Consider the following 26,660-nt stretch of genomic DNA (forward strand, 5'->3'; position numbering starts at 1 on the left):
GGGCTCGCAGCCTCCCTCGTGGGGGCGGGGTCTGGGTCCTTCTGGGACTCGCGGGCTGTGGCGCAGCTTGGTAGCGCACTTGACTGGGGGTCAAGGGGTCGCAGGTTCAAATCCTGTCAGCCCGACCGACAAACCCCGATAGAACCGCAGTTCTGTCGGGGTTTCTGTCGTTTGGAAATCTGAAACGCCTCCGCTACCCCTCCGCGTTCCTCGCCTCCACGTGGGGGCCGTCGCGACCGGAGGCGTACTCCCGCCCGGCGCTGACCAGAACTCGGCGGCGCGGTCGCCGTCCTCTCCCTTGAGTCGCCGGGTACCGGTGGAGTCCTGAGGCTGTGCCGGGACGGCACAGCCTGTCAACGGGACCGACAGCACCGCGATCAGAGTCGCGATGCCCAACCGGCGTCTGCTCACCACTTCACCTTCTCCGTCCGTGTGGATCGCTCTGTGATCCGCGAGAGCGGGCCGTGGTCTCCAGCGGCCCGGTTCAACACGTCGTAGTCGAGCCCGGGGATCCGCAACGCGGACCCGAGGGTGGTCTCGTTCGTCGCGGTGTACTCGATCACAGCGGTTCCGTCGTCGCCCTTCGACACGACGTTCGCATCGATGTCGTACGTCCGAGAGCCACCAAGGTGCTATCGGGCCCGAACGAGAACACCACCGGACTGCTCCGGGAGTACGAACTCGACACAACCACCCGTTACAACGGCCCCTTGGAACCGCCATCGGCTACCGAACCGCGTGTGCTCTCTTCCTGCTCGTCGGGTCTAGCCCTGTCCCTGATCCCACAGGCGCCAGCCGTCGGCGGTGTGCACCCAGCACCAACTCCAGCTCAGCTCGCCAGGGTCCGCGCCGCTCATCCACCGCTGCATGATCGTGGACTGCACGCACTCCTGAGCGTGCCCGGCAACGCCCTTCGTGACCAGTTCCGGCTTCCCGACATCGCGGTACGACTGCAATTCCGGATCACCGTCGAACCATCCGTGCGGAGCTGCGCCGCACCAGGCGAACGTGTTCGGAGTCGTGAGCAGTCGGGTGAGGGCGCAGTCGTGGTCCTTCGCCGCGCGCAGGTAGGTCTTGGTCATCACCTCGACCGAGGTATCCGGGGCCGGTACCTCGGAGGCTGCAGCGGCTTCGGCCAGGCTGTGGGCGTGGGCGTGGGTGACAAGCGCTTGGACGCTGACGCCGGCGGCAGCGATGATGCCGATCCCGGCGATGACGACGAACGTCCTGGTGCGCATGGGATCAGCGTCGCACTTCCGTCAGCTTCTTCACGAGCCCCCGACGAGGTCTCGTTGCACTTGCGACGCACCGCGCCGTCGTCCCGACAGACGGTGGTCCATCGCGACGAGTAGATGGCTGCCCCTCAATCCCACTGACCGGATGAGGATCGCTGTGGGGAATCGGTTCAACCGCGCGCCGGACACGTGTCCAGGGGGGGGCCACCGTCCGTGCTCCCTGCGGCTTTCCAACTGCTGAGCTCCGTCGCCGTCCAGTCGCCGGAGACCCTCTTCACGGTGTTCGTGGCTTCCGCAAGTTCCGGGTCGACGCAGCCACAGGCCCGTGGTGGGGCACTTCGGGGACGCTGTCCGGCCGGCCCAACCTCTTCACGTTCTCATCGTGCTTCTGCTTCTGTGTGCAGCACGAGGGACGGCGTGCAGTGGGACGCCGCGGGAGGGATGCAAGACCGTGACGGAGACAACACCGATCGGCTACACACGCACCCGGCCAGCTCCGGCCGGATCACACAGCGGCACCTCGAGGTACTCCGGCCTGCTGAAGCAGGTCAAGGCCCGCGGGTTGCTGGAGCGCCGCACCGGCTACTACTGGACCGTCTTCGCCGTGCTGATCGTGGTGCTGGGGCTTGCGTGGACGGCGTTCGTGATCCTCGGCGCGTCGTGGTGGCAGCTACTCGTCGCCGGCGTGCTGGGCGTGCTGTTCACCCAGTTCGCGTTCCTGTCCCACGAGGCGGCCCACCGGCAGGTGTTCACCTCCAACCAGTGGAACGACCGCAGCGCCCAGTACGCCGGGACGTTCCTTGCCGGGGTGAGCTATTCGTGGTGGATGAACAAGCACACCCGCCACCACGGCAACCCGAACACGGTCGGAAAGGACCCGGACGTGTCCTTCGACGCTCTGTCGTTCCGGGAAGAAGACGCCGCGAAGCGACGCGGGTTCCTTCGCCTGCTGGTCCGGGTGCAGGGGTACGCGTTCTTCCCGCTGCTGCTCCTCGAAGGTGCCAACCTGCACTGGCAGTCCGCGAGGGTCCTCGGCAACATGAAGGAGATCCGGGGACGCCGCATCGAGGCGGCTCTGTTCCTGCTCCGCTTCTGCATCTACCTGGGCGTGGTGTTCTGGTTCCTGCCCGTCGGGATGGCGTTCGCGTTCCTCGGCGTGCAGCTCGCCGTGTTCGGGCTCTACATGGGTGCTTCGTTCGCGCCGAACCACAAGGGGATGCCGCTCATCCCGCACGATCAGAAAGTCGACTTCTTCAGCCGTCAGGTGCTGACTTCCCGCAACATCCGGGGCGGCTGGTTCATGGCCCACTTCATGGGCGGACTGAACTACCAGATCGAGCACCACCTGTTCCCGAACATGCCCCGCCCGCACCTCGCTGCCGCTCGCCAGATGGTCCGGGACTACTGCGCCGAACACGACGTCCCGTACACCGAGACCACGTTGATCGATTCGTACCGGATCGTGGTGGCGTACCTCAACCGCGTCGGGCTCGCGGCCCGGAACCCGTTCGAGTGCCCTCTCGTCGCAGAACGCCGCATCCGATAGCGTTGGCCGGCGTTGTCAGAGCCCCGCTGAGGGATCTGCCATCCAGAGTGCGGACCGCTCGTCGCGAAGGTGACCGGTGGAGGGCCGCGATCCTCGATGTCGCCACAGTTCTCCGCCCCCGAAGGGCACAAGCGGTGCTGCGCGTGTCGGATCGGAGTGCAGAGAGACCCTGCTGAGGCCGGTGCCGTCGATCATTGCTCCACCAGGGGTGGCGCGGACAGGTTCGAGACGTACACTCATCGCAATCGCTTCAGTACCTGGACCCCGCGCTGCAGCCCATCCCGATGGGAGCGCCCATGCTCAGGTCCGATGATGCAATGCAGCACCCGCCGGACGACCTCACCGGCCCGTTCGTCAACTCCCTCCCGGTTGCGGCAGCGGCGATCTCCACCTTCGGGGGGATCTTCGGAACGGCGCTCGTCGCCGCATCCGGCCCGAGCGCTGCAACCGCCGACGAACAGCAGGTCGCACTCGGGGAAGGCCCGGGTTGGTCAGCGCTCCGGGATCGGAGCCCCGTCACCGTGTACGACTTCGCCACTGCCAACGCGGAAGACTGGCCGACGGCCCTCGTGATGTTGCAACGAACGGGCTGGTCGGGGGTGCTGTCCTTCCCCCTCTTCACCAGCTCACTCGACATCGGCGCTGTCACCCTGTACCTGGCTGACACGAAACCGCTCTCATCGGCAGAGATCACCAACGCGACACATCTGGCCGGCCTCACCGCGCAACGGATCCTCGCCGGCGCCGTCCGCGACATGGACACCCGTGCCACCCCTACCGCCGCGTCCGTCACGCACCCGTCCGGGCGACACGTCCAACAAGCAACCGGGATGGTGGCAGCGCAACTCGACGTGTCGGTCGAGAACGCGCTCCTCATCATCCATGCACGTGCGTTCGCGAACGCTCAACCGCTCCACACCCTCGCCGAAGCGATCCTCGACCGCCGCGTTGACCTCTGTCACGACGAAGACGACCAGCACCGAACCGGCTGACAACAGCCGAAACGCACCCGCCGCGTCGGTACCGCGTTCATCTCCAGGGCAACATGCCTCGTCGCCGATCTGAACGCTCCACGCGGGCTGCTGGCTGTCATCGCCTCTTCTCGGGCGTCGCACACTCACATGTGTCGGCTCCCAGAAGTAGGTGACAACCTGCTGTCCGTTGGCTCGGGCCCTGAGCGGCTCGCTCCATCGAGATGCCGGTCTCGTTCGAACTCAGGACCTGCCTGAAGCGCCTGAGCAGCTACTCGAGGGTGTGCCCCTTCGCCTGTTCCACGCGAACGGCCACGAGCACCCGACTTTCGGTCGCGGCCGTTCGCCACCTCACCTGCAACCGATCGGATCCGCATGGCTCTCTCCAACCTTCCCTACGACGATCGAGCGATCGTGGACGGTGTCAAGAACGTCACCGTCCATGCGGAGCAGATCAGTCAGGTCGCCGTGAACTTCATCGCGGACGATCTCAGTGACAGCACGACCGCAACGGTCACCGCCACGATGACCTGGGTCATCAGCTCAGCTGACGCCGTCCGGCTGCTGGACGCCGCACGGCCGACGGGATCACTCAACCCGGCAGGCGACGCACGGACGCTGACCGGTCCTGCCGCAAGGGAATCCGACCTCGACGAAGGCCCCCAGTGGGCCGACGCCAACTAGCGAACCCGTTCGCTCCACCGGGGCTTCGCTCCAGACGTCTCCGTGCTGCCCGAGCTGGTCCGCAGGCCTGGCGGCTGGCTTCCGAGACGTCACTGCAACCGCGTACCACGACCGGAGAGAAGAACCACATGGGGTACTTGATCTACGACGGCCAAAGCGCCGAGATCCAGATGGACGACCGCACCCTCGCGCACCTCCAGATCGTCATCATCAGCAAGCTGCGCCGTCAGGAGAGCTTCGCGTTCTCCTGGAAGGAACCCGTGTCGAAAGGTGATGGTCGGAGCACCATCTGGATCTTCCCGACCGTGAGCCTCCGTTTCAAGTTCGAAGGCAGCAGGGCCCCGGCTGTCAACGAGGCGTGGCTCGACGTCCTGAAGCGGTCGGTCAACAGCAACGGTGGGCTCCAGATGATCCCTGAACCGACCGGATCAGGGAGTGTTGACGGGCAATGACGCGTCGTCGTGACGCTTACTCGATGGCGTCCTCGTCCTCGTCCTCGACGACGTACTCGTCCTCGAACGCGGGAGACGGATCCGCTGCGTCGAGGGCCTGGGTGACCTGTTCCAGCGACCGGGCGAGGACGTCGTTGTCCTCCTTCGGTAGGTGGTCGATGATCTCGACCACGACCCGGTGGTACCGGGCGTAGGCGTCGTCGATCTTCTCTGCGGCCTGCACGGTCGGCTCCAGCACCTGCGCCCGCCGGTCCGTGGGGTGCTGCGCGCGGACGAAGTCCCCTTTCGCCACGAGTCCGTCGACGATCTTCGTCACCGACGCGTTCGACACGTTGAGCATCACGGCGAGGTCCTTCGGCCCCATGATCCGCCCGTCGCGGTGGGCCTGGAGCATGTACCGGACCGCGTGGAACTCGTTCTTCGTCAGGCCGGATTCCTTCCGGGCCTGCTCGAGCTGTTGCTCTTCCGCGTGCTGGAGGCGCAACAGCGCTTCGACCGCGTTCTTCGCGGCCCGAGAGCGTGGCTCCCGCGCGTAGAGGTGCATGTGCTCACGGCGGACGACGGTCAACGGCACGACGAATCCTCCGAGGAACGGGGTGCGGATCCGACCATGTCAGACGGTGGGTGCGGCGAAGAAGTCCGCGTACGACGGCCCGGTGCTCCCACTCAGCAGCGACGGGTCCTCCGCCCGGCGGGACGCGTACGTCTCGATGACCGTCGGGTCCGTCAGGCCGTAGCGCCGGTGCGCGCCCGCCGTGTGCGTCGTCCGGGGCATTCCCTGGTACGTGCTGTGCATGTTCCTCGCCACCTTCTGCTGCTCGATGCCCGGCCTTCGATGCCCGGACACCAGAATCCTTCACGACCTGAACGGTTTTCGCAACTGAACATTCAGGGACGTGTACCGTTTGCGCACCGAACCATGTGAACGCATGAACGGGATGGCACTGCTGAGGGCAGGAACGCTTCTGATCTGGTTGCCCCGCCGAGTCGCATCGACCCAGCAAGCCGCCTTCGGGTGAGGAGGCCGCCGAGAAAAGGTGGCTGTGCACGCGGCTCCTTCCAGCCTGAGGGGCAACCAGCCGTCCGGCGGGGCGGGCATCTCGATCGCCACAGGGCAGGAGGTCACCGGCCTCGAGGTGTTCAGTGATGCCACCCGCCCGGCAGTACGAACCGGTGGGGGATCGCGATCTCCCTCGCCGCGAGGGAGGGGACTCGCGGGAGGCCGGCACGGCGACGGTGCACCTCTGGATGCTCGACGAGCAGCAGGACCACGACGAGCACGCGATGCGGCGGACGATCTCGAGGATCGGGACGGCCCTCACCGGCACGACGACCACATGACCACGTTCCACCTGGGCCTCGCTCTCGGGCGCTTCATCCCGCCCGTCGCCATCGCCATCGCCATCGGCCCGCGCCTCGCCCGACTGGCCACGCGGCCACGCGGACGGTCTGCTGTGGCCGACGGGCCTCCCGACCTGATCGTCGAGGACATCGACCTGCCCGCGACCGCTGGCTCACCGGGGATGCGCATCCGCCTGTACCGCCCCCGAACGGCACGCGGTGTCGTGCCGTCGCTGGTCTGGGTGCACGGCGGCCGGATGGTGCTGGGTGACCACCTGCAGGACGAGCGGGCGAACGTGTCGATCGCTCGCCCCTCGGCATCACGGTCGGTACTCCACGAGCGAGACCGGCACGGACTCGGAGGAGCTCGACTTCCTCCGCGTCCGTGCCGTCCAAGTAGCGTTCCCCACCGGAGCCTGACGGTCCCTTCCTCGTGGTGATCGACCGCGCCCGTCCCAGCTGACGGCGGTGACCACGAGCCGGACCGAGCCTGGGTGCCTCGGTCCGGCCGGACCTCCCGTCAGACGGCCTCGGCGAGCACCGCTTCCGCCCGCTCGGCGCTGCCGGTGGCCAGCCCGCGATCGATGCGGCCACGCGACGCGAGCCAGATCCCGACCCCGGCGACGAACACCAGGACCTCGGTGACGGTCAGCGCCCAGATGATGCCGGCGAGCCCGAACCAGAGGTTGCCGAGCAGGACGATCGGGATGAACAGCACGCCCTGCGACAGGGACATCGCGATCGCCGGGGTGGCGAGACCGGCCGCCTGGAACAGCGAGGTGAACAGCCCGGTGAAGCCGTTCACGACCGTGGCGACGAGCTGGGCGACCAGGATCGTCAGGCCGATCGCCAGAACTGAGTGGTCGGAGGAGAAGACCGTGAATACCTGCTCCCGGAACACGAACACCGTGCCCGAGAACAGCAACACGATCGCCCCGACCGTCAGGGCCGACGCCCGGAGTGCCGAGCGCAGCCGCTCCCGGTCGCCCTTGCCGTACGCGTAGGCGAGCAGCGGCAGGACGCCGATCGTGACGCCCATCACCAGGAACTCCGGCACCTGGGCGATCCGGACGGCGACGCCCATAGCGGCGAGTGGGTCGTCGCCGTACTGCGCTGCGAGGTTGTTGAGCACCAGGGTCGTGACGATGAGGAACCCGGCCTGCAGCAGCTCACTGACGCCGATGCCGAACACCGGCCCGAGGACCGATCGACGGAGCGTGAACCAGCGGAGCGAGAGGCTGACGTTCTCGCTGTGCTTCCCGAGCCACAGCACCCAGTAGACGATGCTGACCAGGTTCGCCAGGCCGACCGCGAGCGCGGCTCCCGCGACGCCCCAGTGCAGCACCAGGATGAACAGCACGTCGAAGACCAGGTTGCCGATCGTCGACAGGACCAGCCCGATCATCGCCTGGCGGGCGGCACCTTCGGCGCGGACCATCTGCTCCAGGCAGAACGCGGCGGCGAGCACCGGCACGAAGACGAGCATCACGCTGACGTAGGCGCTGGTGGCGGGCACGGCGGCGGCGTCCGCTCCGAGCAGGCCGACGAGTGGGTTGAGGAACAGCAGCCCGAGCCCGCCGAGCACGATGCCGGTGACGACCGAGCCCCAGAGGGCGAACGAGGCGACGTGCTTGATCTCGCCGGCCTTCGCCGGGTCGTGTTCGGACGCGCCGAGCAGCCGCGACATCAGGGAGCTGCCGCCGACGCCGAACACACCGCCGACGGCCATCACCAATCCGAGCAGCGGGGTGCCGAACGTGATGGCGGCGAGCAGGGCGGTGTCGTGCTGGGCGCCGATGAACCCGGCGTTGATGACGTTGTACAGGGCGCTGACGACCATCGCCGCCGCCATCGGCACGCAGAGGTGCACGAGGGCTCGGAGGATCGGGGCGGCGGAGAGGTACCAGCGGTTCTTCTCCGCTGCGGTGTCCGTGGGCTGTGTGGTGCTGCTCATGACTGTCCCCTTCCGGGCAGGACCGAGCGCGCGACGGCAGTGCCGTCACGGCATGGCGATGGGACGCGTCGGCGGGTGCCGTCGCGTGGGCAGGCTCGCGCCTCCGGCGGACGGCCGGGAGGCTCTGCTGCGGTTACCGGGTGGGTTCCGGCAACTCCGCGGTCACCCTGAGCAGGAGGTCGCGGAGCGTGGCGCGCTCGTCCGGACTGAGCGGGGCGAGCAGGCGGTCGTCGAGGGCGAGCATCGCGTCCTCGAACCCGGCGATCAGGTCGATGCCGGTGGGGGTGGCGTACACGAGCTTCGTCCGGGCGTTCCCGGCGTCGGCACGTCGTTCGATGAGGCCCCGTTTCTCGAGCCCCTGCAGGAGGCTCGACACGCTGGCCGCACTGGTCCGGGTCATCTCGGCGATGTCGCGCTGGATGGCGCCCGGGTTCTGCTGCAGGTAGCCGAGCACGAAGCTCTGCTCGTGCGAGAGGTCACGCTCACGCACCCACTCGTCGGCGGCCTTGCGCTGGGCCCACCCGATCCAACGCATGAGCTGGAGGGGCGTGTCGAAGTGCGGTGCCTGCATGATGAGAACTCTAAGTGTTCGAGCTCTAACTGTCAACGAGGAGCCCGGGCCCATGCTGCGATCGGGCAGTGGGGCGACTGGCATGCTGGCCTGGTGCACATCACCCTGGACTCCGCGACCGACGTCGTCACCGGCATCCGCTTCCCCGAGGGGAACCGCTGGCACGAGGGCCGGCTCTGGTACTCGGACATGCACACCGGCGAGGTCTTCTCCATCGACCCGGACGGCGGCGCGGACGCCGCCCCCCGTCTCGAGGCCACGGTCGCCGGGCAGTCGTCCGGCCTCGGCTGGCTGCCGGACGGCCGCCTGGTCGTCAGTTCGATGGAGTCCCGCACGGTCGTGGCTGTCGAGGGTGACGGCACGACGAGCGTCTTCGCGGACCTGTCGTCGGTCGAGTCGTCGCTCGTCAACGACCTGGTCGTCGACCCCGAGACCGGTCGGACCTACATCGGCGCGTTCGGCTACGACCTCTACGCCGGCGAGGAACTCCGCCCGGGCCCGCTCTACGTCATCGAGCAGGACGGTTCGTTCCGCCTGGCGGCAGAGGGTCTGGTCTTCCCGAACAGTGCGAACGTCCTGCCCGGCACCCGCACCCTGGTGGTCAGTGAGACGTGGGGTGGAAAGCTGACGGCGTTCGACATCGAGCCCGACGGGTCCCTGACCGGGCGCCGCGAGTGGGCAGCGCTGCCCGAGGGTGTCACCCCGGACGGCAGCACGGTCGACGCCGAGGGGGCGATCTGGGTGTGCTCGGTCGACACGGGGGAGTTCCTCCGGGTCGTCGAGGGGGGCGAGGTCACGGACCGCATCGACGCTCCCGGTCGGTGTGCGATCGACTGCGCCCTCGGTGGCGAGGACGGGCGGACGCTGTACCTGGCGACGGCGGACAGCTACGACCCGGCGACCACGGCCCGGACGCACGCCGGACGCATCAGTGCGGTGCGGGTTCCGGTGCCCGGGCACTAGTCACCCTCGACCAACGACGTGCTCCGGCGTACGATGGCTCTGGTTAATCGTTTAAACAAACGATCGGCCGTCCACCGAACAACGACGCTCGGAAGGAACCACCATGCACATCAGGTGCATCTCCAGGAGGCGGCGCATGGTCGCCGCCACCCTCGGAGCGCTCGCTCTCGTCACCGGGAGCCTCTTCGCCGCGACCGCTGGCGCCGGCAGTGCTGCCGCCGCCACCAACGGCCCGTGCGACACCTACGCCGGCGCGGGCACGTCGTGCGTCGCCGCCTACAGCTCGACGCGAGCGCTGTACGCGTCCTACAACGGCCCGCTCTACCAGGTGCAGCGCGCCTCCGACGGGGCCACGACGAACGTCGGCCTGCTCGCCGCTGGCGGGTACGCGAACGCCGCGACCCAGGACACGTTCTGCGCGGGCACCTCCTGCACCATCCCGAAGATCTACGACCAGTCGCCGAACCACAACGACCTCACCGTGGCCGGCGCCGGGGACGCCGGCCCGGCGAACCACGCGGCCGACGCGGCAGCGCTGCCGATCACGGTCGCCGGGCACAAGGCGTACGGCGTCTTCATGCCGCAGCAGGTCGCCTACCGGATCTCGAGCACGGTGGCGAAGGGCACGGCGCGAGGGGCCAGCCCCGAGTCGATGTACGAGGTCGCGAGCGGCACGAACGTCAATCACGGCTGCTGCTCCGACTTCGGCAACGTCGAGACCCAGTCGAAGGACACCGGCAAGGGGCACATGGACGCCCTGAACCTGTCGATGCTCAACGGCAAGGGCAGTGCCGGCCGCGGGCCCTGGGTGCAGGCGGACCTGGAGAACGGCGTCTACGAGGGCAAGACCGCGATCAACACGGCGAACACGGGCAACAGCTCGAAGTTCGTCACCGCGTTGCTCAAGAACGACGGCGTCGCGAACTTCGCCCTCAAGGGAGGGAACGCGCAGTCCGGCGCCCTGTCCAAGTGGTACGAGGGCGCCCTACCCACCGACCGGGACGGCGACGGCCAGGGCTACACCCCGATGAAGCTCGAGGGCTCGATCGTCCTCGGTGCCGGCGGTGACAACTCGAACCGCGGCACCCAGTCGTTCTTCGAGGGCGTCATGACCACCGGGTACTCGACCGACGCGGCCGACACCGCCGTGCAGGCGAACATCGTCGCGCAGAACTACCAGGGCGTCTCCACCGGTGGGGGACCGGGCGCTGCGATCACCGCGCCCGGTGGCAAGTGTGTCGACGCCGCCGGCGACGACGTCGGTGGCAACGGAGCCGTCGTGCAGCTGTACGACTGCCAGACGCTCGCCGCGGACCAGCACTGGTTGGGCAGCGTCTACGGTGCTCACACCCTGAGCACGCTCGGGCGCTGCCTCGATGCGAACGGCAGCGGCACGGCCAACGGCACCCACGTCGAGCTCTACGACTGCAACGGCGTCGGCGGCCAGCAGTGGATCGTGCAGCCGGACGGGTCGATCAAGAACCCGCAGTCCGGTCGCTGCCTGGACGTCCCGTCGGGCAACACCGCGAACGCCACCGCACTGCAGCTCTCCGACTGCACCGGGAACGCCGCGCAGAAGTTCGTCGCGGCGGTGCCGATCGGCACCATCGGCGGCAAGTGCGTCGACGTGGCCGGCAACGACCTGCAACAGAACGGCCAGCAGGTGCAGGTGTTCGACTGCCAGACCATCCTGACGGACGAGCAGACGACCGACCAGCAGTGGGCCTACAGTGCCGGTGACCACACCATCCGGACCCTCGGCCGGTGCCTGGACCTGGACGGCAACGCCACCGCGAACGGCACGCACCTGGAGCTGTACACGTGCAACGGCGTGGGCGGGCAGCAGTGGATCCCGCAGGCCAACGGGTCGGTGCTCAACCCGCAGTCCGGCCGGTGCCTCGACGTACCGTCGGGCAACACCGCGAACGGGACCGCCCTGCAGCTCTACGACTGCAACGGCGCGGCACCGCAGGTGTTCCGGCTGAACTGACCGGGACCGGTCGCGGACGACCGCGGACGGGAGGCTCGGTGCCGGTCCGGCACCGAGCCTCCCGTCTCGGCCCATGTGGCTCCGCAGAAAATGGCGGAAGGGCTTGCTTCATCGATTAAGCAGGTGCAGGATGGCAGCAGAGTTAATCGATAAAGCGCCGGCTTCGGCCGCGCTCACGACGAGGAGGCGACACCATGCCGAAGTCCGTCACCCTGAAGGACGTCGCCGCGAAGGTCGGCGTCACCTCGGCCGCCGCGAGCATGGCGCTCTCCGGCCACGAGCGCATCAGCGAGAAGACCCGAGCCGCCGTCAAGCAGGCCGCCGAGGACCTGGGCTACGTCCCGAGCTCCGCCGGCCGCGCCCTCCGCAGCCAGCGGGCGGACGCCGTCGCCCTGGTCGTCCCGAACTCCTCCGCGCACGTCTTCGGCCACCTGTACTTCATGCACGTCCTGACCGGCATGTCCACGGCTGCGAACGCCCACGACGCCCAGGTCATCGTCTCGACCAACGCGGACACCTCGAACGGCGGCGTCGCCTACGAGCGGGTCATGCGCTCCCGGACCGCCGACGGAGCCATCGTCACCAGCGCCGCGATCGACGACCACCACGTCGAGGGGCTCGTCGCGAGCGGTCTGCCGGTCGTCCTCATCGGCAACTACCCACACCTCGCCGACGCGGTGAGTGTCGGGATCGACGACGTCGCGGCGACCGAGCGGCTCGTCGAGCACCTCGTGACCCAGCACGGACGGCGTCGACTGCTGCACGTGTCCGGCACACTCGACCACCAGACCGGCATCGACCGGCGCGACGGCTTCCTCCGGGCAGCCGAGACGCACGGCCTGACCGAGATCGCCGTCATCGAGGGCGACCTGGCGGAGGAGTCCGGCGCAGCAGCCGTCGAGCAGGTGCTGCGCGAACGACACGACGACGACGCCTTCCCGTTCGACGGCATCGTGTTCGCCAACGACGACATGGCGGTCGGCGGCCTCGCCGTGCTCCGACGGGCCGGCATCGACGTGCCGGGGGACGTCGCGGTCGTCGGGTTCGACGACTTCGGCTTCGCCCGCGTGACCACCCCGGGCATCACCACGATCCGGGTCCCGGCCGAGGAGATGGGGCGGATCGCCACCGAGCGGCTCTTCGACCTCGTCGACCGGCGCCCCGGTGGCCACGCCCACACCGAACTCGACGTCGAGATCGTCCTCCGCGGCTCGTGCGGCTGCGACCCCGACGGCTCCTGATCCGCCGACCCCCACTGACCAGAACGACACCGAACACGAACACCGAGCACAACACCCCGAACACCCCGAACACCCGCACCACCCCACAGCACCCGTAACGCAAAGGAGCGTTCCCCGATGAAGCACGCACGCACGACCCTCGCGGTCGTCTCCGGTGCCGCCGCACTGGCACTGGTCCTCACCGGTTGTTCCGCCGGCGGCAACGCCGCCCAGGACGGCCCCGCCACCCTCAAGGTCTGGACCGGGTTCACCGGTGGCGACCGTCCGGGCTACGCCACCATCGTCAAGGACTTCGAGAAGTCGCACCCGGACATCAAGGTCGAGATGACCGTGCAGCCCTGGGACACGATCCAGCAGAAGCTGCCGTCGGCCTGGCTCACCGGTCAGGGCCCCGACGTCGCCGCGGTGTCGTCCGACCCGAACGCCGTCGCTCAGTACGTGAAGACCCGCTCCGTCCTGCCCATCACCGCCACCGGCGAGGGCAGCGGCAAGATCAACACCGGGTCGTTCGCCCCGGGCACGGTCGAGGAGTTCACCTACGACGGCAAGCTCTACGGCGTCCCCGCGAACTTCGCCACGTTGAGCCTGTACTACAACAAGAAGCTCTTCGCGGACGCCGGCATCACCGACCCGCCGAAGACCGTGCAGGAGATGGCGGCGGACGCGAAGAAGCTCACCACCGGCGGCAAGTACGGCATCGCACTCGCAGACAACCAGACCATCCAGATGTGGCCGGTTCTGCAGTGGCTCGAAGGCGGCGACATCGTCAGCGGCAAGGGCTGCAGCGTCGTCCAGACGTCAGCCGGGCAGAAGAGCCTGTCGACCTGGGCGGACCTGGTCGCGAAGGACAAGGTCAGCCCCGTCGGCCTCACCGGTGCCGAAGCGGACTCGCTGTTCTCCGCCGGCAAGGCAGCGATGGAGATCAACGGGCCCTGGGCAGCCTCCGGGTACAAGGACGCCGGCATCGACCTCGGCATCGTGAAGGTCCCGGTCGGCGTGGACGGCAAGTCGAGCACGCTCGGCTCGATCGCACCCCTGTCCATCTCCGCGAAGACGAAGTACCCGAAGCAGGCGCAGGAGTTCTTGGCGTACTGGACGTCGAAGACCGCCCAGCAGAAGTTCTCGCTGCAGACCGGGTTCCCGCCGCTCCGCACCGACCTGTCCGACGACCCGAAGCTGACCGCCGACCCGACGGTGTCCGTCTTCGCCAGCCAGGTGCCGGACGCCCGCCTGTACCTGCCGCACGTGACGAACGCGACGAAGGTCGACTCCGACGCCTACGTCCCGCTCATCGGCGAGATCACCCGCGGCAAGTCCGTCGCCGACGCCACGAAGAGTGCCGGTCAGGCGATCGACGGCCTCACGGGCTGCAGCAAGTGACCGACCAGCTCACCGGTTCGGCCCCGCCACGCGCCCCGCGCGGCGGGGCCGCCGCCCCAGATGGGAGGGAGGCCCGCTCCGCCCGCCGCCGAGCGCGCCGGTTCCAGCCGGCCTGGCTCTTCATGGCCCCGTCGCTGCTCATCCTCGGCGCGTTCGTGGTCTTCCCGATCCTCCGGTCGCTGTACTACTCGTTCTTCGACTGGACCGTCGGTGCGGCGACCCAACCGTTCGTCGGCTTCGGCAACTACGTCACGCTGTTCCACGACGGGCAGTTCTGGAACGCACTGCGGATCACGCTGGAGTTCACGATCGTCTCGGTCGTGCTCCTGGTGGTGTTCGGCTTCGTCGCCGCGCTGCTGCTCCAGCAGGACACCCTGGCGAACCGGATCGTCCGCTCGGTGTTCTTCTTCCCGACGATCGTGTCACTCGTGACGATCGGCCTGGTCTGGAAGTTCCTGCTCGACCCCGACATCGGCCTGGTCGGTGGCATCACCGCGGCACTCGGGCTGCCGAGCGTCGCCTGGCTGCAGTCGACGACGCTCGCTCTGCCCACGATCGTCTTCGTGTCGGTGTGGAAGAGCATCGGGTTCGCGATGATCCTGTTCGTCGCCGGGCTCAAGGGCGTGCCGGCCGAACGCTACGAAGCGGCACGGCTCGACGGCGCGAACACGTGGCAGACCATCTGGGGGATCACCCTGCCGAGCATCCGCCCGACCATGCTCTTCACCTCGATGATCCTGACGATCCAGTCGTTCCAGGTCTTCGACCTCGTGTACGTGATGACCGGCGGCGGTCCGGTCTTCCACACCGACACGCTCGTGAACCTGCTCTACCGCGACGGGTTCGTCAACTACCAGACCGGTTACGCGTCGGCGATCTCCTGGGTCCTCTTCGTGATCATCATGCTCATCTCCCTCCTGCAGCTCCGGCTCTTCCGGTACGACGATGTCGACTGACGCGCCCGTGGGGCGGCCGTCCGTGACGGAGCCGACCCGTGCCTCCAGTCCGACACCGGCCCGACAGTCCACCAGCCGTGGCGGAGCCCGACCCCGGGTCCGGCGCACCGGCACCGCGCGAACCGGGTCCGTCCTGAAGTGGGTGTACCTCGGCATCGGACTGGTGTTCGCCCTCGTGCCGTTCATCTGGATGGTCAGCGGGTCGTTCCGCTCCGAGGCGGACCTGTTCGGCCACCCGGCCAGCCTGTTCCCGACCAGCACCACGCTGCACGGCTACGTCGGGGTCTGGCAGCAGCTGCCGTTCCTGCGCCTGCTGGCGAACTCGTTCGTGTTCACCATCGTCACCACGGTGTTGACGCTGCTGTTCGACTCGATGTGTGCCTACGCCCTCGCGCGGATGCGGTTCGTCGGCCGGAACGTGGCGTTCGTGCTGGTCATCGCGACCCTCATGGTGCCGTTCCAGGTGACGCTCATCCCGGTGTTCGTAGAGCTGTTCCACCTGGGGTGGTTGAACACCTACCAGGGGCTCATCATCCCGCGGGCGACCAGTGCGTTCGGCATCTTCCTGTTCCGACAGTTCTTCATCGACATCCCCGTCGAGCTCGACGAGGCGGCGCGCATCGACGGCGCCGGGCACTGGCGGATCTACTGGCAGGTCATCCTGCCGTTGGCGAAGCCCGCCATCGCGACGGTCGCCGTCCTCAACGGCATGGCGCTCTGGAACGACCTGCTCTGGCCGCTCGTCGTCACCACGTCGAACGACATGCTGACGCTGCCCGCCGGACTGACACTGTTCGGCGGAGCACATGTGACCGACCACGCCGTCCTGCTCGCCGGTGCCGTGATCTCGCTCGTGCCCATCGCGCTCGGCTTCTTCTTCGCGCAGAAGTACTTCGTCGCCGGCGTCGCCACCACGGGGTTGAAGTGAGTGCCGCGGGCACGGTGTTCCGTGCCGGGACGTTCACCTGGATCGCGGGCATCGAGGACACCTGCGTGCACCCGCCGGAACGCTTCGCGATGGCGCCGCTCGACGAGCACGAGCTCACCGGACACGACACCGCCTGGCGCGCGGACCTGGACCTCGTCTGCTCCCTCGGCGCGACCGCCCTGCGGTACGGGGTCGACTGGCCACGTGTGCACCTGGCACCGGGTGTCTTCGACTGGGCCGTCCTCGACGAACGGCTGGCGTACGCGGCGGACATCGGGCTCACCGTGATCGCGGACCTGGTGCACTACGGCACCCCGACGTGGCTCGACGACTCGTTCGCCGACCCCGCCTACCCCGGGGCGATCGCGTCCTTCGCCGGTGCCTTCGCCGCCCGCTACGCCGGCGTCGTCGATCACGTCACACCCCTCAACGAGCCGATCACCACGGCGTCCTTCGCGGGCCTCCGCGGGGTGTGGCCGCCGGCCCTGACGGGCTGGGACGGCTGGACGGCGGTGGTCCTCGGCATCGCCCGCGGCATGCAGCAGAGCGTCACTGCAGTCCGGTCCGCCAACCCCGACGCGACGATCGTCCACGTCGAAGCCACCTCGATGTTCAGCGCCGCCGACCCCGGGCTCGGAGCCGAGGCGGCGCTCCTCACCGAACTCGGGACGGTCCCGACCGACCTGGTGCTCGGCCGCGTCCACCCCGGCCACCGTTCGTACGGCTGGCTGCTCGAGCACGGAGCCACCCCGGCCGGCCTCGCCGCGCTGGTCGACGGCGGCGTCACGCTGGACCTGCTCGGGGTGAACTACTACCCGGACCTCTCACCGCGACGGCTCGAGTCCGGGCCGGACGGCACCGTGCAACACGCCCACGACCGGTGGACAGCTGGACTCGTCGAGTCACTGACGGGCTTCGCCGAGCGGTACGGGCTGCCGATGCTCGTCACCGAGACCTCGATCGAGGGTGATGACGACCTCCGCTCCCGGTGGGTGCAGGACTCGTCCGCTGCGGTCACGGCGCTCGCCGACACCGGGGTCGACATCCGCGGATGGACGTGGTGGCCGGTCTTCGACTTCGTCGACTGGTCGTACGCCTCGGGCGGGGTGAACGTCGAGGAGTTCGCGGTGGCACCCGAGGTCCTGGCCGCCCGCCAGCTGGTCGGGGGAGCGAAGGAGCCGTTCCTCCGACGGATGGGACTGGTCCGGCTCGAGGAGCGGGCGGACGGCACGCTCGAGCGCGTCGAGACGCGTGCTGCGGCGGCGTTCCGTGCCGTCGCGACGGCGACGAGCGTCAGCCGTCCCTAGCCGGGGGCGGACGGGAGGCTCGGCACGCGACGGTTCCGAGCCTCCCGTCCGGCTCCTGGTTCCCGTCCGGCACCGCGCCGTCCGGGACCGCGCCGGCCGGGACCCGGTCAGTCCGCCGCTGCGGTCGCGACCGGTGCGGTCGCGGGTGCGGCGGCGACCTCGGGCACGGCGCTCGACCGTCGCGAGCCGAGCGACAGGAGCACGACCGCGCCGATGACCGCGACGGCACCGGCGAACCAGAAGTCGGCGGCGAGTCCGAAGCCCGTCACGGCCACGCCCCCGACCACGGAGCCGGCCGCGATCGCCAACTGGATCGTCGTGACGAACAGGGCCAGACCGCTCTCCGAACCACCGGGGGACGCGGTCGACATCCACGTCTGGGTCCCGAGCGGCAGGGCGCCCCAGACGAAGCCCCACACGACGAGCAGGACGAACACCCCGACGACCGAGTGCGCCGCGAGGGGCAGCAGGACGACGGCGGCGGCCAGGACGATCTTCGACACCCCGATCGTGCCGATGACGTTCCGGCTCAGCGTCACGCCCGCGACGAAGTTCCCCGCGATGCCGGCGACACCGAAGACGAGCAGCGCCAGCGTGACGGTGTCCGGGCCGACGCGCACGGACTCCTGCAGGTACGGCGCGACGTAGGTGTACGCGGCGAACTGGGCGACGAAGAGGAACGCCGTCGCGATGAGCCCGACCCGGGCGCGCTGCACCCGGAGCAGTCCGCCGAGCGTCGCGAAGCGCACCCGCTGGACGGACGGGATGCGCGGCAGCATCGCGAGCTGCAGCACGAGTGCCACGATGCCGAGCGCACCGCCGATGACGAACGCCAGCCGCCAACTCGCCAGCGACGACACGAAGGCGCCGAGCGGCAGGCTCACCACCGTCGCGACCGAGACCCCGGCCGTGATCAGCGACGTGGCTCGGATGACGGACGCCGGCGGGACGAGGCGGCCCGCGATCCCGGCCCCGATCGCCCAGAACCCGCCGATGCCGACCCCGAGCAGCATGCGTGCGACGAGGAGGACCCAGAACGTCGGGGCCAGTGCCGCCAGCGCGTCCGCGACCACGAGCAGGACCGTCAGACCGAGCAGCACGGTCCGACGATCCAGTCGCGACGTGGCGACGGTCACGACCGGGGCGGCGACCGCGCCGGTGAGGCCCGTGAAGACGACCATGAGGCCAGCCGTGCCGATGCCGACGTGCAGGTCGTCGGCGATGGCGGGCAGGAGCCCGATGGGCAGGAACTCCGAGAGCACGAGGACGAACGAGCCGAGGGCGACCGACAGGACGCTGAGCCATCCGCGTCGATCCGCTGGTGAGGTCATGGACGCGACAAGCGCGCTCCGGCGCCGTCCATTCCGGTGTGACGGTCGCTGCCCGTTCGTACCCGGACCGAGACGCGCTCGGCTGCGGCGGGCCTCCCGGACGCCAGCGGCCGAGGTGGGCAGGATGGAAGGAGGGGACAGGGGGAACACATGACGGGTCCAGCAGCGCCGTGGCCGGACGAGGAGCACGCGGGGGCGAGGGCGGCCGAGCCGTCGGCGGGGCCGGGTGCGGGCTCGTGGGTGTTCGCGACGATCGTCCTGGTCGCCGTCGTCGTGGTCAACGCGGCGCTCCTGAGCCTGCCGTTCGGGCGGCTCCTGCGACTGCCGGAACCCCTCGGCCAGGCGGTCCTGGGGCTGGTCTTCGGCGGTGTCCCCGTCGCGGCCGTCCTCGCCGGACTCGGCATGCTGGTCGCAGGGCCGGCGCGGCGGCTCGTGCACGTCGGGGTCGTCCTCGTGTGCATCCCGCTGTCGATCGGTGCCAGCCTGAGCCTCGGGCTCGGACTGAGCTTCGGCCCCGGCGGCTTCGTCGGGGCGCTGGTGTTGTTCGGCATCGTCCTGGCCTTCGTGCTGGCCCTCGCGCGTCGGGCGCTCCGACGACCGGCGCCGCACTACGCCTCGAACGACCTCGCGGCCCGCGATCGTCGACTGACGCGCCTGGTCGTGTGGGGCTGGGTGGTGGTGGCCCTCGTCTCGTCGGTGCTGTCGACCGGGCCGTTCTTCCTGCTGACCGGCCTCGTCGCGGGGAACCCGTACTCCTTCCCGCCGGTCCTCCTGCTCCCGGTGGTCCTCGCCGTCGTCGTCGCGTTGATCGTCGTCCGCCGGCGGGATCTGCGGCGGCACGCGGTGTCGGAGGCCGACGCGGACCCACACGTCGACGCGTGTCCGGAGGTCGGGGCGTGACCCGACCTGCTCGACCCGGGCAGCCCGGGCGGCGGCCCGCTCGTCGTCGACGTCCTCGCCGACCGGCCCAGCCGCTCACCTGGCGTCGGTTCGGAGCCGGGGTGTGGCAGCTCCTGCCGAACCTGTTGGGTTACTTCGGCACGCTGGGCCTGATCGTCACGGCGTTCGGACTCGGTCCGGCGGTCGCGGCGCACGACCAGAACGTGGAACTCCATCGGATCGGGGTGCGCGCCACCGCCGAGGTGGTGAGCGTCCGGAAGCAACACCACCACGGTCGGCACAGCAGTTGGGACGAGTGGATCCCGACCACACAGCAGACCGTCGACGGGTGGAGCAGCACCACCGAGCTCGAGCGGTACTCGTCGCGCGACGAGGACGCCTTCCACCGCGGACAGCGGTTCGCGGTGCTCGTCGACCCGGGCGATCGGGACTCCGTGGTGCCGGCGTCGGACGCTGCGCGTGACCGGAAGACCCGCGCGCTGCACCGGTCGGTGGGAGTGGCGATCAGCAGCGTGGTCTTCCTGGGCGTCGGCGTGCCGGTGGTGGTGCACCGTCGGCGACACGACCCGAAGCTGCGGCGGCGTCGGGAGAAAGCCGCTCGGCAGAAGGCGCGTGCGCGTGCGACGCGGGAGAAGGCCGATCGGGGCTGAACTCGGACGGGGCTGAACCCGGACAGGGCTGAGTTCGGACGGTCAGTGCTGCCGCGAGGACCTCAGCCGCCGAACGCCGAGATCTCCTCGAGCAGCGGTTCGTGCATGGCCCGTCGGAGCACCGCGGCTCCGGCGAACACGGTGGCGCGCTCGTCCTCCCCGAGGCTCGCGAGCAGCCCGACGATCTCGACGCGACGGCGCTCCATGACGTCGGCGACGAGCGCGCGACCCTGATCCGTGGCGCCGACGAGCACCTCGCGGCGGCTCTCCGCGCTCGGCAGTCGTTCGACCCAGCCGTCCGCGACGAGCCGGTCGACGTTGCGGGTGAGGGTGGACGGCCCGACCGCCAGGCGTTCGGCCAGGTCGCCGGAGCGGGTCGGGCCGAGGGTGGTGACGAGGACGATCAGGCGGAACTGCGGGACCGTGACGTCCTCGAGCGCCGGGGCAAGCGACCGTGCGACGACTCCGAGGAGCCCTCGCGAAGCTGCGAGCAGTTCGTCGATCCCCTCGGGAGGTGCATCAGACATGCGACCATCCTGCCGCCGGTGACTGCCCGGACGCACATCCGCGGCGAGCAGAGACGCCGCACAGCCCGAGGCGCCGCACAGCCCGAGGCGCGGAGGCCGGGGCGCCGCGGAGGCCGAAACGCCGCCGGGATGACGAGACGCCGCCGAAGTCCGCGGCCTCTCGGTCGTTCAGGGGCGTCTCGCAGTGACGCCGGCGTCTCACCGCAGCGGCGTCGTCCGCATGGCGCTGACTTCCGGCGCAGTTCACCCGGCCGCCTCCGACGTCACGTAGCGTCCCGCCCAAGAAGAGAGTTCGTCTCGCGTCCCGCAGTCCGCGGGTGGTCGCAGGCCCCGTCTTCCGGAGCCGGACATCGCCAGCGGAGGGTGGGCGCCGTGAACAGGGAGCACGCCATGACGAAGTACGAATCGAACCACGACGTGGAACCGCTCCGCGTCACCACCTACCGATACGCCCGCAAGGCCGCCCGGCGCGGCTGGGCGATCCCGGCGGACCTGCCCGTCCCGTCCTTGGACGACCTCTGGCGCACCGGCACCACGGAGCGCGTCCGCCGACGGTGACCGACCGCCGACGGTGACCGACCGCCTGCGTCCTCGACGTCATCCGTGACGGCCGGGAGCCTGCGCCACTTCGGTCAGGGTGCCACCGGTCCGCGGATCGCCGTGAGCACCACGTCGAGCGCCCGGTCGAGTTCCGGCAGCGTCACCGCTCCGTACCCGAGCACCACTCCGCGGCCGAGTGCAATCCCGTAGCCGAGCGCCGCCCCGGGGCCGAACCGCTCGGTCTCGTAGTCCGCGAGGTCGGTTACGAGGACCCCTGCCGCAGCTGCCTGCGCTGCCACGTCCGCGCCGGACGGAACGGCCGCACCAGCGCCGGTCGCAGGCGCACCGGCCTCCGGAGCCGGCCACGTCAGGACCGCGTGCAGCCCACCGGTCAGGGCACGAGCCTCCAGGCCGGGGACCCCGCTGTCCGTCAGCCGGAGCGCGATCCGCTCACGGCGGTGCGTGTAGTCCCGCCGGACCCGGCCGAGGTGCCGCCGGTACGCGCCGGTCCGGAGCAGGTGTGCGATCGCGACCTGCACCGGCTCCGCCACGACCGGACCACGCGCCGTCCGCGCGGCGAGGACCGCATCACGGAGTGAACCGGCCCTGCCTGGCAGCACGACGTAGGCGCACCGCAACCGCGGGTCGAGGGTCTTCGAGAACCCACCGAGGTGCACGACCACCCCCTCGGTGTCGAGCGCCGCGAGCGCCGGAACGGGTGTGCCGCGGTGTCTGAGCTCGGAGTCGTAGTCGTCCTCGACGACGACCGTCCCCGTCACGGCGGCCCGCGTGAGGAGTGCCCGCCGGTGACCGACCGGCATCACGGACCCGAGCGGGTACTGGTGCGTCGGCGAGACGACGACCGCGTCGGCCGAGGTCGTCGCGAGGACCGCCAGGTCGATGCCGTCCGGTCCGACCGGCACGGCGACGAGTTCCGCGCCTGCACTCGTCAGCGACCGGTGGCCGGAGCGGTAGCCGGGGTCCTCGACCGCGATGCGCGGGGCGCGACCGAGCCGGGACCGGAGTGCCTCGACGAGCAGCGAGAGTGCCTCAGAGGTCCCCGCTGCGACCACGACGTCGGACACCGGCGGGCTGAAGCCGCGCGCCAGACCGAGCTGCGCGACGACCTGCTCCCGCAGGGCGGGGAGGCCCAGCGGGTTCGACAGTTCGTTGCGCAGCGGTGCCTCGGCTGCCGCCCGCCATGCCGCCCGCCAGTCGCGCGCGCTGATCGCGGTGACGGCGGGGATCCCCGGCCGGCAGTCCAGCGCCGGCCCCGGGCGGGAGGCACGGTGCACGTCCGTCCCGCCGCCGACCCGGGGAACCGGATCCACATCGGACGCCTCCGGCCGCGTCCCCGCGCCGAAGGCCGCGCCCCCGACCACACGCGCAGCGGCCCCGTGACGCGTCCGGATGTAGCCCTCGCCGTCGAGCTGCTCGTACGCCGCGACCACGGTCCCGCGCGCCACCCCGAGTTCGGCCGCCAGGGCACGAGTGGACGGCAGCGGGTCGTCGGCGCCGAGCGTCCCGTCATGGACCAGCCGTCGGACCCGGGCGACGACGGCTGCCACCTTGCTCGACTGGTCCATTCGAACTGCCCCGATCTGGTCTACGTGCTGATCCAGTCCCGACCCTAGCGTCGAGGCGTGCCCACCGACGACGCCCTGCCCTCCCTGACCATCCGACGCCTCCGCGACCGCCAGCAGACCGACCCCGAGGTCCTCCGCCAGGTCCTCGCCGAGGGCTTCGTCGCCCACGTCGGCCTGGTCCGCGACGGCTTCCCGATCGTGCTGCCCTTCCTCTACGGCGTCGGCGACCTCGGTGCCGGACCGGTCCTGCTGCTGCACGGCTCGACCGGCGGCGGACTCTTCCTCGACGCCGGGACCGGAGGCGTCCCCGTCTCGGCGACGATCACCCACCTCGACGGCATCGTCTTCGCCCGCTCGACCTTCGACAGCTCGGCGAACTACCGCAGCGCGATGGTGGTCGGACGGGCGACCGTGGTACCGGCCGAGCTCCGGGCGGACGCGCTCCGCCAGGTGTCCGACCACCTCATGCCGGGTCGTCGGGCGGAACTGCGCGAGATGACCGCGAAGGAGGTCCGCCAGACCCAGGTCCTGCAACTCCCGCTCGACGCCGCCAGCGTCAAGGTCCGCGCCGCCGGTGTGGGGGAGTCACCCGACGACGGCGAGGACCACCGCACCTGGGCCGGCGTCCTGCCCGTCGCACTCCGGGCGGGGGCGCCGGTGCCCGGCGCGCTCGCCGCGGACGCGGCAACCCCGGTCGATGCCTCCGTGGTCGCGCTCGCCGCACGACTCGATGCGCTCCCCGAGGGACGGGAGGCCCGGCTCGCCTCCGCATGACGAGTTCCGTCAGCGAGACGCGTCGGGCCGACGAGACGTGTCGGTCCGGGGAACCTGTGACGGACCGCAGGTTCGCGGCCCGGTTCCCCAGGCGAGATCAGGTTCGTGACCAATACGTTATCTTCCCGAGTCGCCGCTCGAACCGGGCGGCTCGGACCCGGAAGGAACCATGGGACGCCACGCTCTGCCCGCACTCGACGACGACCGTCGAGCCGCACCCGTCCCGACCTCCCCACCCGGACCGCGCACCCGTGGCCGCCGCTCCGCAGCGGGTCCGGCCGTCGCCCGCTCCACCTTCGTCGAGCACCAGCGCCCGGCCCGCGTGATCGCGCTCGGTCCCGCCCGAGCCGTGCAGCCGATGACGAACGCGTTCGTCTCGCGGAACGCCGCACTCCGTGCCGAGCGCGTCGCCGACCCGCGCCACGTCCGCCGCGCCGCGAACGCCAAGCGTGCCGCGCTGCTCCTCGCCCCGGCGCTCGCGATCACCTCGACCCTGTCGCTGTCGATCCCGGCGGAGGCGGCGACGGCTGTCCCCGCTCCGGCGACCACCACCACGTCGCAGGACCTGCAGACCTACACGGTCGCCCACGACGTCCAGGTGCCGATCGTGTCCTCGGACGGTGTGACGACCACCTCGATCGTGTCGTACCCGACCCTGGTGCTCCGCTTCGGCGTGACCGAGACCCAGGCGAAGTCGGCACTGTCGGCTGCGCTCTCGGCCGGCGGCGACCGCGCCACCGTGCTCCAGACGGCACTGCAGTACCTCGGGGACCCCTACGTCGAGGGCGGTGCCAGCCACTCGGGCATCGACTGCTCCGGGCTGACGATGGTGGCGTACCAGGCCGTCGGCATCCAGCTCGCCCACTACGTCCCGACACAGGACGCCGTCGCGACGATGGTGCCCGAGTCCGAGGCGCTGCCGGGCGACATGGTGGTCTACGACGACGAGGACCACGTCGGCCTGTACCTCGGCCAGGGGCTCGTGCTCCAGGCACCGCACCCGGGCGAGGTCGTCGACATCGTCCCGATGTACCCGGCCGCGCACCACTTCAGCCGGCTCCTGCCCGCCGGTTCCTGAGCGGCGACCACCCCCTCCCCTGACCAGGACACGGACCCCGGGGGCGGCGACCACCTGACGGGCCGGACCGGCGCGCTCGAGGGGTTGCGGGCCTCCCGTAAGCTGGAGTGATGGCCACCGACACCCGCACACCGTTCGAGGAGCAGCGCTCTGCCCGCCCGCAGGTGCGCCCGCGCACCGAAGGATGGCAGCAGGCGACCGGGACCGACGGTCGACCGCTGCTGCAGTTCGCGTCCCCGAAGCGGGGCAAGCCGCCGGTGCACCTGGCGGACCTGACGGTGGCGGAGCGCGAAGCCAAGGTGAAGGAGCTCGGGCTGCCCGGGTTCCGCGCCAAGCAGCTCGCGACCCACTACTTCACGCACTACACGTCCGACCCGGCGAAGATGACCGACCTGCCGGCGGCCCAGCGCGAGGAACTCGTCGCCGGGATGCTGCCGCCCCTGCTGACCGAGACCCGTCGTCTCGAGACCGACAAGGGCGACACGATCAAGTTCCTCTGGAAGCTGCACGACGGCGCCCTGGTCGAGTCGGTGCTCATGCGCTACCCCGGTCGCATCACCCTCTGCGTCTCGTCCCAGGCCGGCTGTGGCATGAACTGCCCGTTCTGCGCGACCGGACAGGCCGGCCTCACCCGGAACATGTCGACGGCCGAGATCATCGAGCAGATCGTCCGCGCGAACGCCGCCATCGCCGCCGGGGAACTCGGGGGAGACCCGCGCAAGGGCGGGCAGGACCGTGTCGACGCCGAGCGCGTGACGAACATCGTGTTCATGGGCATGGGGGAGCCGCTCGCGAACTACAAGCGCGTGATGGACGCCGTGCGGATCATGGTCGCTCCGCAGCCGAACGGCCTGGGCATGAGTGCCCGCGGCATCACGATCTCGACTGTGGGGCTGGTGCCGGCGATGCTGAAGCTCGCGGAAGAGGACATCCCCGTGACCTTCGCGCTCTCGCTGCACGCACCCGACGACGAACTCCGCGACGAGCTCATCCCGGTGAACTCGAAGTGGAAGGCGGACGAGGCGATCGACGCCGCCCACAACTACTACGTCAAGACCGGCCGGCGAGTGTCGATCGAGTACGCGCTCATCAAGGACATGAACGACCACGCCTGGCGAGCCGACCTGCTGGCGGAGAAGCTCAACAAGCGTGGCAAGGGCTGGGTGCACGTCAACCCGATCCCGCTGAACCCCACGCCCGGCTCCGTGTGGACCTCGTCCGAGGTCCACGTGCAGGACGAGTTCGTCCGCCGACTCAACGCCGCCGGCATCCCGACGACCCTCCGCGACACCCGCGGCAAGGAGATCGACGGCGCCTGCGGGCAGTTGGCCGCGGCCGACTGACGGTCCGTTCTCGATGCCGGTCGCCATGGCGACGGGTCTGCCAGGAGGCGCGGTGCGAGTTCGCACCGCGCCTTCCGGCGTTCCTGGGGGCGCGTGCCCACGACGCCGCGTAGAACGCGACACGCCCGGGCGTCGGGCTGGCTTGGCGCTGCCGTTCACCCGTGCGTAAAGTAATCACTCGTTGCCGCTGAGGCGGAGAACGGAACGGCCGAGACACTGACCGGGTCACTGACCTGGAAGACGCAGTCCGGCCCCGTGCTTCCCCGGGCAACGAACCAGCCTCTCTGGCGTGACATCGTGATGGTGTTGTGTGGGGAGTGCGTCTGGTCCTTGAGAACTCAACAGCGTGCACATTGTCAATGCCAATTTTATTGACCTCGTGCTCGATCGGTTTCGGCTGGTCGGGTCATGA

28 protein-coding genes and 1 tRNA gene are annotated in these 26,660 nt (G+C 69.9%); 20 read left to right on the forward strand and 9 right to left on the reverse strand.

Annotated features, from left to right (window positions below; all coding sequences use genetic code 11):
* Window positions 1–51 precede the first annotated feature (51 nt).
* A tRNA-Pro gene (locus tag DEJ25_RS14075) sits at window positions 52–125 on the forward strand.
* 282 nt (window positions 126–407) lie between these two features.
* Here DEJ25_RS14075 and DEJ25_RS16775 read toward each other — a convergent pair.
* Window positions 408–563 (reverse strand): hypothetical protein, encoded by a 156-nt coding sequence (locus DEJ25_RS16775; protein WP_181421678.1) that lies wholly within the window; start codon window positions 561–563, stop codon window positions 408–410.
* Between the two features lie 201 nt (window positions 564–764).
* Window positions 765–1,238, reverse strand: a complete 474-nt coding sequence (locus DEJ25_RS14085; RefSeq protein ID WP_111045076.1) for a hypothetical protein — start codon at window positions 1,236–1,238, stop codon at window positions 765–767.
* A gap of 448 nt (window positions 1,239–1,686) precedes the next feature.
* Between DEJ25_RS14085 and DEJ25_RS14090 the strand changes: the two genes are divergently transcribed.
* From DEJ25_RS14090 to DEJ25_RS14105, 4 genes are all read left to right on the forward strand, one after another.
* On the forward strand, window positions 1,687–2,781 hold the full coding sequence (locus DEJ25_RS14090) for an acyl-CoA desaturase (protein ID WP_258366298.1): 1,095 nt from the start codon (window positions 1,687–1,689) through the stop codon (window positions 2,779–2,781).
* Between the two features lie 317 nt (window positions 2,782–3,098).
* Window positions 3,099–3,773: a GAF and ANTAR domain-containing protein gene (locus DEJ25_RS14095; RefSeq protein ID WP_111045077.1), complete on the forward strand. Its 675-nt coding sequence runs from the start codon at window positions 3,099–3,101 to the stop codon at window positions 3,771–3,773.
* A gap of 354 nt (window positions 3,774–4,127) precedes the next feature.
* Window positions 4,128–4,436 (forward strand): hypothetical protein, encoded by a 309-nt coding sequence (locus tag DEJ25_RS14100; RefSeq protein WP_110905207.1) that lies wholly within the window; start codon window positions 4,128–4,130, stop codon window positions 4,434–4,436.
* A 128-nt stretch (window positions 4,437–4,564) separates the two neighbouring features.
* Window positions 4,565–4,888: an ATP-dependent DNA ligase gene (locus DEJ25_RS14105; protein ID WP_111045078.1), complete on the forward strand. Its 324-nt coding sequence runs from the start codon at window positions 4,565–4,567 to the stop codon at window positions 4,886–4,888.
* Window positions 4,889–4,904: 16 nt separating this feature from the next.
* On the opposite strand, the gene DEJ25_RS14110 is transcribed toward DEJ25_RS14105, so the two are convergent.
* Both DEJ25_RS14110 and DEJ25_RS14115 read right to left on the reverse strand, forming a co-directional pair.
* On the reverse strand, window positions 4,905–5,462 hold the full coding sequence (locus DEJ25_RS14110) for a MarR family winged helix-turn-helix transcriptional regulator (RefSeq protein ID WP_111045079.1): 558 nt from the start codon (window positions 5,460–5,462) through the stop codon (window positions 4,905–4,907).
* A gap of 39 nt (window positions 5,463–5,501) precedes the next feature.
* Window positions 5,502–5,735 (reverse strand): hypothetical protein, encoded by a 234-nt coding sequence (locus tag DEJ25_RS14115; protein ID WP_111045080.1) that lies wholly within the window; start codon window positions 5,733–5,735, stop codon window positions 5,502–5,504.
* A 299-nt stretch (window positions 5,736–6,034) separates the two neighbouring features.
* Between DEJ25_RS14115 and DEJ25_RS14120 the strand changes: the two genes are divergently transcribed.
* On the forward strand, window positions 6,035–6,229 hold the full coding sequence (locus DEJ25_RS14120) for a hypothetical protein (protein WP_111045081.1): 195 nt from the start codon (window positions 6,035–6,037) through the stop codon (window positions 6,227–6,229).
* Complete coding sequence (locus tag DEJ25_RS14125; RefSeq protein ID WP_111045082.1) at window positions 6,226–6,669, forward strand: hypothetical protein; 444 nt, start codon at window positions 6,226–6,228, stop codon at window positions 6,667–6,669. Before DEJ25_RS14120 ends, DEJ25_RS14125 begins: the two co-directional genes overlap by 4 nt.
* 80 nt (window positions 6,670–6,749) lie before the next feature.
* On the opposite strand, the gene DEJ25_RS14130 is transcribed toward DEJ25_RS14125, so the two are convergent.
* Window positions 6,750–8,183, reverse strand: coding sequence for an MATE family efflux transporter (locus DEJ25_RS14130; RefSeq protein ID WP_111045083.1), 1,434 nt, complete (start codon window positions 8,181–8,183; stop codon window positions 6,750–6,752).
* Window positions 8,184–8,316: 133 nt separating this feature from the next.
* Complete coding sequence (locus DEJ25_RS16780; protein WP_220033229.1) at window positions 8,317–8,754, reverse strand: MarR family winged helix-turn-helix transcriptional regulator; 438 nt, start codon at window positions 8,752–8,754, stop codon at window positions 8,317–8,319.
* A 93-nt stretch (window positions 8,755–8,847) separates the two neighbouring features.
* Between DEJ25_RS16780 and DEJ25_RS16785 the strand changes: the two genes are divergently transcribed.
* The 7 genes from DEJ25_RS16785 to DEJ25_RS14165 all read left to right on the forward strand — a co-directional run bounded on the left by DEJ25_RS16785 (window position 8,848) and on the right by DEJ25_RS14165 (window position 17,519).
* A complete protein-coding gene (locus DEJ25_RS16785; RefSeq protein ID WP_181427456.1) occupies window positions 8,848–9,717 on the forward strand; it encodes an SMP-30/gluconolactonase/LRE family protein in 870 nt (289 codons plus the stop codon).
* A gap of 136 nt (window positions 9,718–9,853) precedes the next feature.
* Window positions 9,854–11,707 (forward strand): arabinofuranosidase catalytic domain-containing protein, encoded by a 1,854-nt coding sequence (locus DEJ25_RS14140; RefSeq protein ID WP_220033230.1) that lies wholly within the window; start codon window positions 9,854–9,856, stop codon window positions 11,705–11,707.
* A 194-nt stretch (window positions 11,708–11,901) separates the two neighbouring features.
* Window positions 11,902–12,948 carry a LacI family DNA-binding transcriptional regulator gene (locus DEJ25_RS14145; RefSeq protein WP_111045086.1) on the forward strand — a complete coding sequence of 349 codons (1,047 nt, stop codon included), beginning with the start codon at window positions 11,902–11,904 and terminating at the stop codon, window positions 12,946–12,948.
* A 117-nt stretch (window positions 12,949–13,065) separates the two neighbouring features.
* A complete protein-coding gene (locus DEJ25_RS14150; RefSeq protein WP_111045087.1) occupies window positions 13,066–14,328 on the forward strand; it encodes an ABC transporter substrate-binding protein in 1,263 nt (420 codons plus the stop codon).
* On the forward strand, window positions 14,325–15,284 hold the full coding sequence (locus tag DEJ25_RS14155; protein WP_220033231.1) for a carbohydrate ABC transporter permease: 960 nt from the start codon (window positions 14,325–14,327) through the stop codon (window positions 15,282–15,284). Before DEJ25_RS14150 ends, DEJ25_RS14155 begins: the two co-directional genes overlap by 4 nt.
* Window positions 15,274–16,212 carry a carbohydrate ABC transporter permease gene (locus tag DEJ25_RS14160; RefSeq protein WP_220033232.1) on the forward strand — a complete coding sequence of 313 codons (939 nt, stop codon included), beginning with the start codon at window positions 15,274–15,276 and terminating at the stop codon, window positions 16,210–16,212. The genes DEJ25_RS14155 and DEJ25_RS14160 overlap by 11 nt, the downstream gene beginning before the upstream one ends.
* Complete coding sequence (locus tag DEJ25_RS14165; protein ID WP_111045089.1) at window positions 16,209–17,519, forward strand: family 1 glycosylhydrolase; 1,311 nt, start codon at window positions 16,209–16,211, stop codon at window positions 17,517–17,519. Before DEJ25_RS14160 ends, DEJ25_RS14165 begins: the two co-directional genes overlap by 4 nt.
* Before the next feature lie 107 nt (window positions 17,520–17,626).
* Here the strand turns inward: DEJ25_RS14165 and DEJ25_RS14170 are convergent, their stop codons facing one another.
* Entirely contained in the window at window positions 17,627–18,850 is a 1,224-nt protein-coding gene (locus tag DEJ25_RS14170) for an MFS transporter (RefSeq protein WP_111045090.1), read from the reverse strand.
* A gap of 150 nt (window positions 18,851–19,000) precedes the next feature.
* Here DEJ25_RS14170 and DEJ25_RS14175 point away from each other — a divergent pair, with 150 nt between their 5' ends.
* Window positions 19,001–19,750: a hypothetical protein gene (locus DEJ25_RS14175; protein ID WP_111045091.1), complete on the forward strand. Its 750-nt coding sequence runs from the start codon at window positions 19,001–19,003 to the stop codon at window positions 19,748–19,750.
* A 101-nt stretch (window positions 19,751–19,851) separates the two neighbouring features.
* Window positions 19,852–20,400 carry a hypothetical protein gene (locus DEJ25_RS14180; protein ID WP_111045092.1) on the forward strand — a complete coding sequence of 183 codons (549 nt, stop codon included), beginning with the start codon at window positions 19,852–19,854 and terminating at the stop codon, window positions 20,398–20,400.
* A 62-nt stretch (window positions 20,401–20,462) separates the two neighbouring features.
* On the opposite strand, the gene DEJ25_RS14185 is transcribed toward DEJ25_RS14180, so the two are convergent.
* Complete coding sequence (locus tag DEJ25_RS14185) at window positions 20,463–20,927, reverse strand: MarR family winged helix-turn-helix transcriptional regulator (RefSeq protein WP_111045093.1); 465 nt, start codon at window positions 20,925–20,927, stop codon at window positions 20,463–20,465.
* A gap of 390 nt (window positions 20,928–21,317) precedes the next feature.
* Here DEJ25_RS14185 and DEJ25_RS16790 point away from each other — a divergent pair, with 390 nt between their 5' ends.
* On the forward strand, window positions 21,318–21,485 hold the full coding sequence (locus DEJ25_RS16790; protein ID WP_181421711.1) for a hypothetical protein: 168 nt from the start codon (window positions 21,318–21,320) through the stop codon (window positions 21,483–21,485).
* A gap of 74 nt (window positions 21,486–21,559) precedes the next feature.
* Here the strand turns inward: DEJ25_RS16790 and DEJ25_RS14190 are convergent, their stop codons facing one another.
* The gene (locus tag DEJ25_RS14190; RefSeq protein ID WP_111045094.1) at window positions 21,560–23,053 is read right to left on the reverse strand and encodes a PLP-dependent aminotransferase family protein; all 1,494 of its coding nucleotides are present in this window, start codon (window positions 23,051–23,053) and stop codon (window positions 21,560–21,562) included.
* Window positions 23,054–23,110: 57 nt separating this feature from the next.
* Here DEJ25_RS14190 and DEJ25_RS14195 point away from each other — a divergent pair, with 57 nt between their 5' ends.
* The 3 genes from DEJ25_RS14195 (at window position 23,111) to rlmN (ending at window position 26,248) form a co-directional block, all read left to right on the forward strand.
* Complete coding sequence (locus DEJ25_RS14195; protein ID WP_111045095.1) at window positions 23,111–23,827, forward strand: pyridoxamine 5'-phosphate oxidase family protein; 717 nt, start codon at window positions 23,111–23,113, stop codon at window positions 23,825–23,827.
* Between the two features lie 169 nt (window positions 23,828–23,996).
* Window positions 23,997–24,905 carry a C40 family peptidase gene (locus DEJ25_RS14200; protein ID WP_111045096.1) on the forward strand — a complete coding sequence of 303 codons (909 nt, stop codon included), beginning with the start codon at window positions 23,997–23,999 and terminating at the stop codon, window positions 24,903–24,905.
* A 110-nt stretch (window positions 24,906–25,015) separates the two neighbouring features.
* Window positions 25,016–26,248: a 23S rRNA (adenine(2503)-C(2))-methyltransferase RlmN gene (gene rlmN / locus DEJ25_RS14205; protein WP_110905192.1), complete on the forward strand. Its 1,233-nt coding sequence runs from the start codon at window positions 25,016–25,018 to the stop codon at window positions 26,246–26,248.
* Window positions 26,249–26,660 lie beyond the last annotated feature (412 nt).

It is taken from the genome of Curtobacterium sp. MCPF17_011 (assembly GCF_003234145.1).
In the GTDB taxonomy this organism is placed as follows: Bacteria; Actinomycetota; Actinomycetes; order Actinomycetales; family Microbacteriaceae; genus Curtobacterium.

Excerpts from the sequence above, each read along its gene's own strand:
- DEJ25_RS14085 (WP_111045076.1), bottom strand. The coding sequence starts at position 1,238 with ATGCGCACCAGGACGTTCGTCGTCATCGCCGGGATCGGCATCATCGCT.
- DEJ25_RS14095 (WP_111045077.1), top strand. The coding sequence starts at position 3,099 with ATGCAGCACCCGCCGGACGACCTCACCGGCCCGTTCGTCAACTCCCTC.
- DEJ25_RS14100 (WP_110905207.1), top strand. The coding sequence starts at position 4,128 with ATGGCTCTCTCCAACCTTCCCTACGACGATCGAGCGATCGTGGACGGT.
- DEJ25_RS14105 (WP_111045078.1), top strand. The coding sequence starts at position 4,565 with ATGGGGTACTTGATCTACGACGGCCAAAGCGCCGAGATCCAGATGGAC.
- DEJ25_RS14120 (WP_111045081.1), top strand. The coding sequence starts at position 6,035 with ATGCCACCCGCCCGGCAGTACGAACCGGTGGGGGATCGCGATCTCCCT.
- DEJ25_RS14125 (WP_111045082.1), top strand. The coding sequence starts at position 6,226 with ATGACCACGTTCCACCTGGGCCTCGCTCTCGGGCGCTTCATCCCGCCC.
- DEJ25_RS14130 (WP_111045083.1), bottom strand. The coding sequence starts at position 8,183 with ATGAGCAGCACCACACAGCCCACGGACACCGCAGCGGAGAAGAACCGC.
- DEJ25_RS16780 (WP_220033229.1), bottom strand. The coding sequence starts at position 8,754 with ATGCAGGCACCGCACTTCGACACGCCCCTCCAGCTCATGCGTTGGATC.
- DEJ25_RS14140 (WP_220033230.1), top strand. The coding sequence starts at position 9,854 with ATGGTCGCCGCCACCCTCGGAGCGCTCGCTCTCGTCACCGGGAGCCTC.
- DEJ25_RS14145 (WP_111045086.1), top strand. The coding sequence starts at position 11,902 with ATGCCGAAGTCCGTCACCCTGAAGGACGTCGCCGCGAAGGTCGGCGTC.
- DEJ25_RS14150 (WP_111045087.1), top strand. The coding sequence starts at position 13,066 with ATGAAGCACGCACGCACGACCCTCGCGGTCGTCTCCGGTGCCGCCGCA.
- DEJ25_RS14160 (WP_220033232.1), top strand. The coding sequence starts at position 15,274 with ATGTCGACTGACGCGCCCGTGGGGCGGCCGTCCGTGACGGAGCCGACC.
- DEJ25_RS14170 (WP_111045090.1), bottom strand. The coding sequence starts at position 18,850 with ATGACCTCACCAGCGGATCGACGCGGATGGCTCAGCGTCCTGTCGGTC.
- DEJ25_RS14175 (WP_111045091.1), top strand. The coding sequence starts at position 19,001 with ATGACGGGTCCAGCAGCGCCGTGGCCGGACGAGGAGCACGCGGGGGCG.
- DEJ25_RS14185 (WP_111045093.1), bottom strand. The coding sequence starts at position 20,927 with ATGTCTGATGCACCTCCCGAGGGGATCGACGAACTGCTCGCAGCTTCG.
- DEJ25_RS16790 (WP_181421711.1), top strand. The coding sequence starts at position 21,318 with ATGACGAAGTACGAATCGAACCACGACGTGGAACCGCTCCGCGTCACC.
- DEJ25_RS14190 (WP_111045094.1), bottom strand. The coding sequence starts at position 23,053 with ATGGACCAGTCGAGCAAGGTGGCAGCCGTCGTCGCCCGGGTCCGACGG.
- DEJ25_RS14200 (WP_111045096.1), top strand. The coding sequence starts at position 23,997 with ATGGGACGCCACGCTCTGCCCGCACTCGACGACGACCGTCGAGCCGCA.
- rlmN (WP_110905192.1), top strand. The coding sequence starts at position 25,016 with ATGGCCACCGACACCCGCACACCGTTCGAGGAGCAGCGCTCTGCCCGC.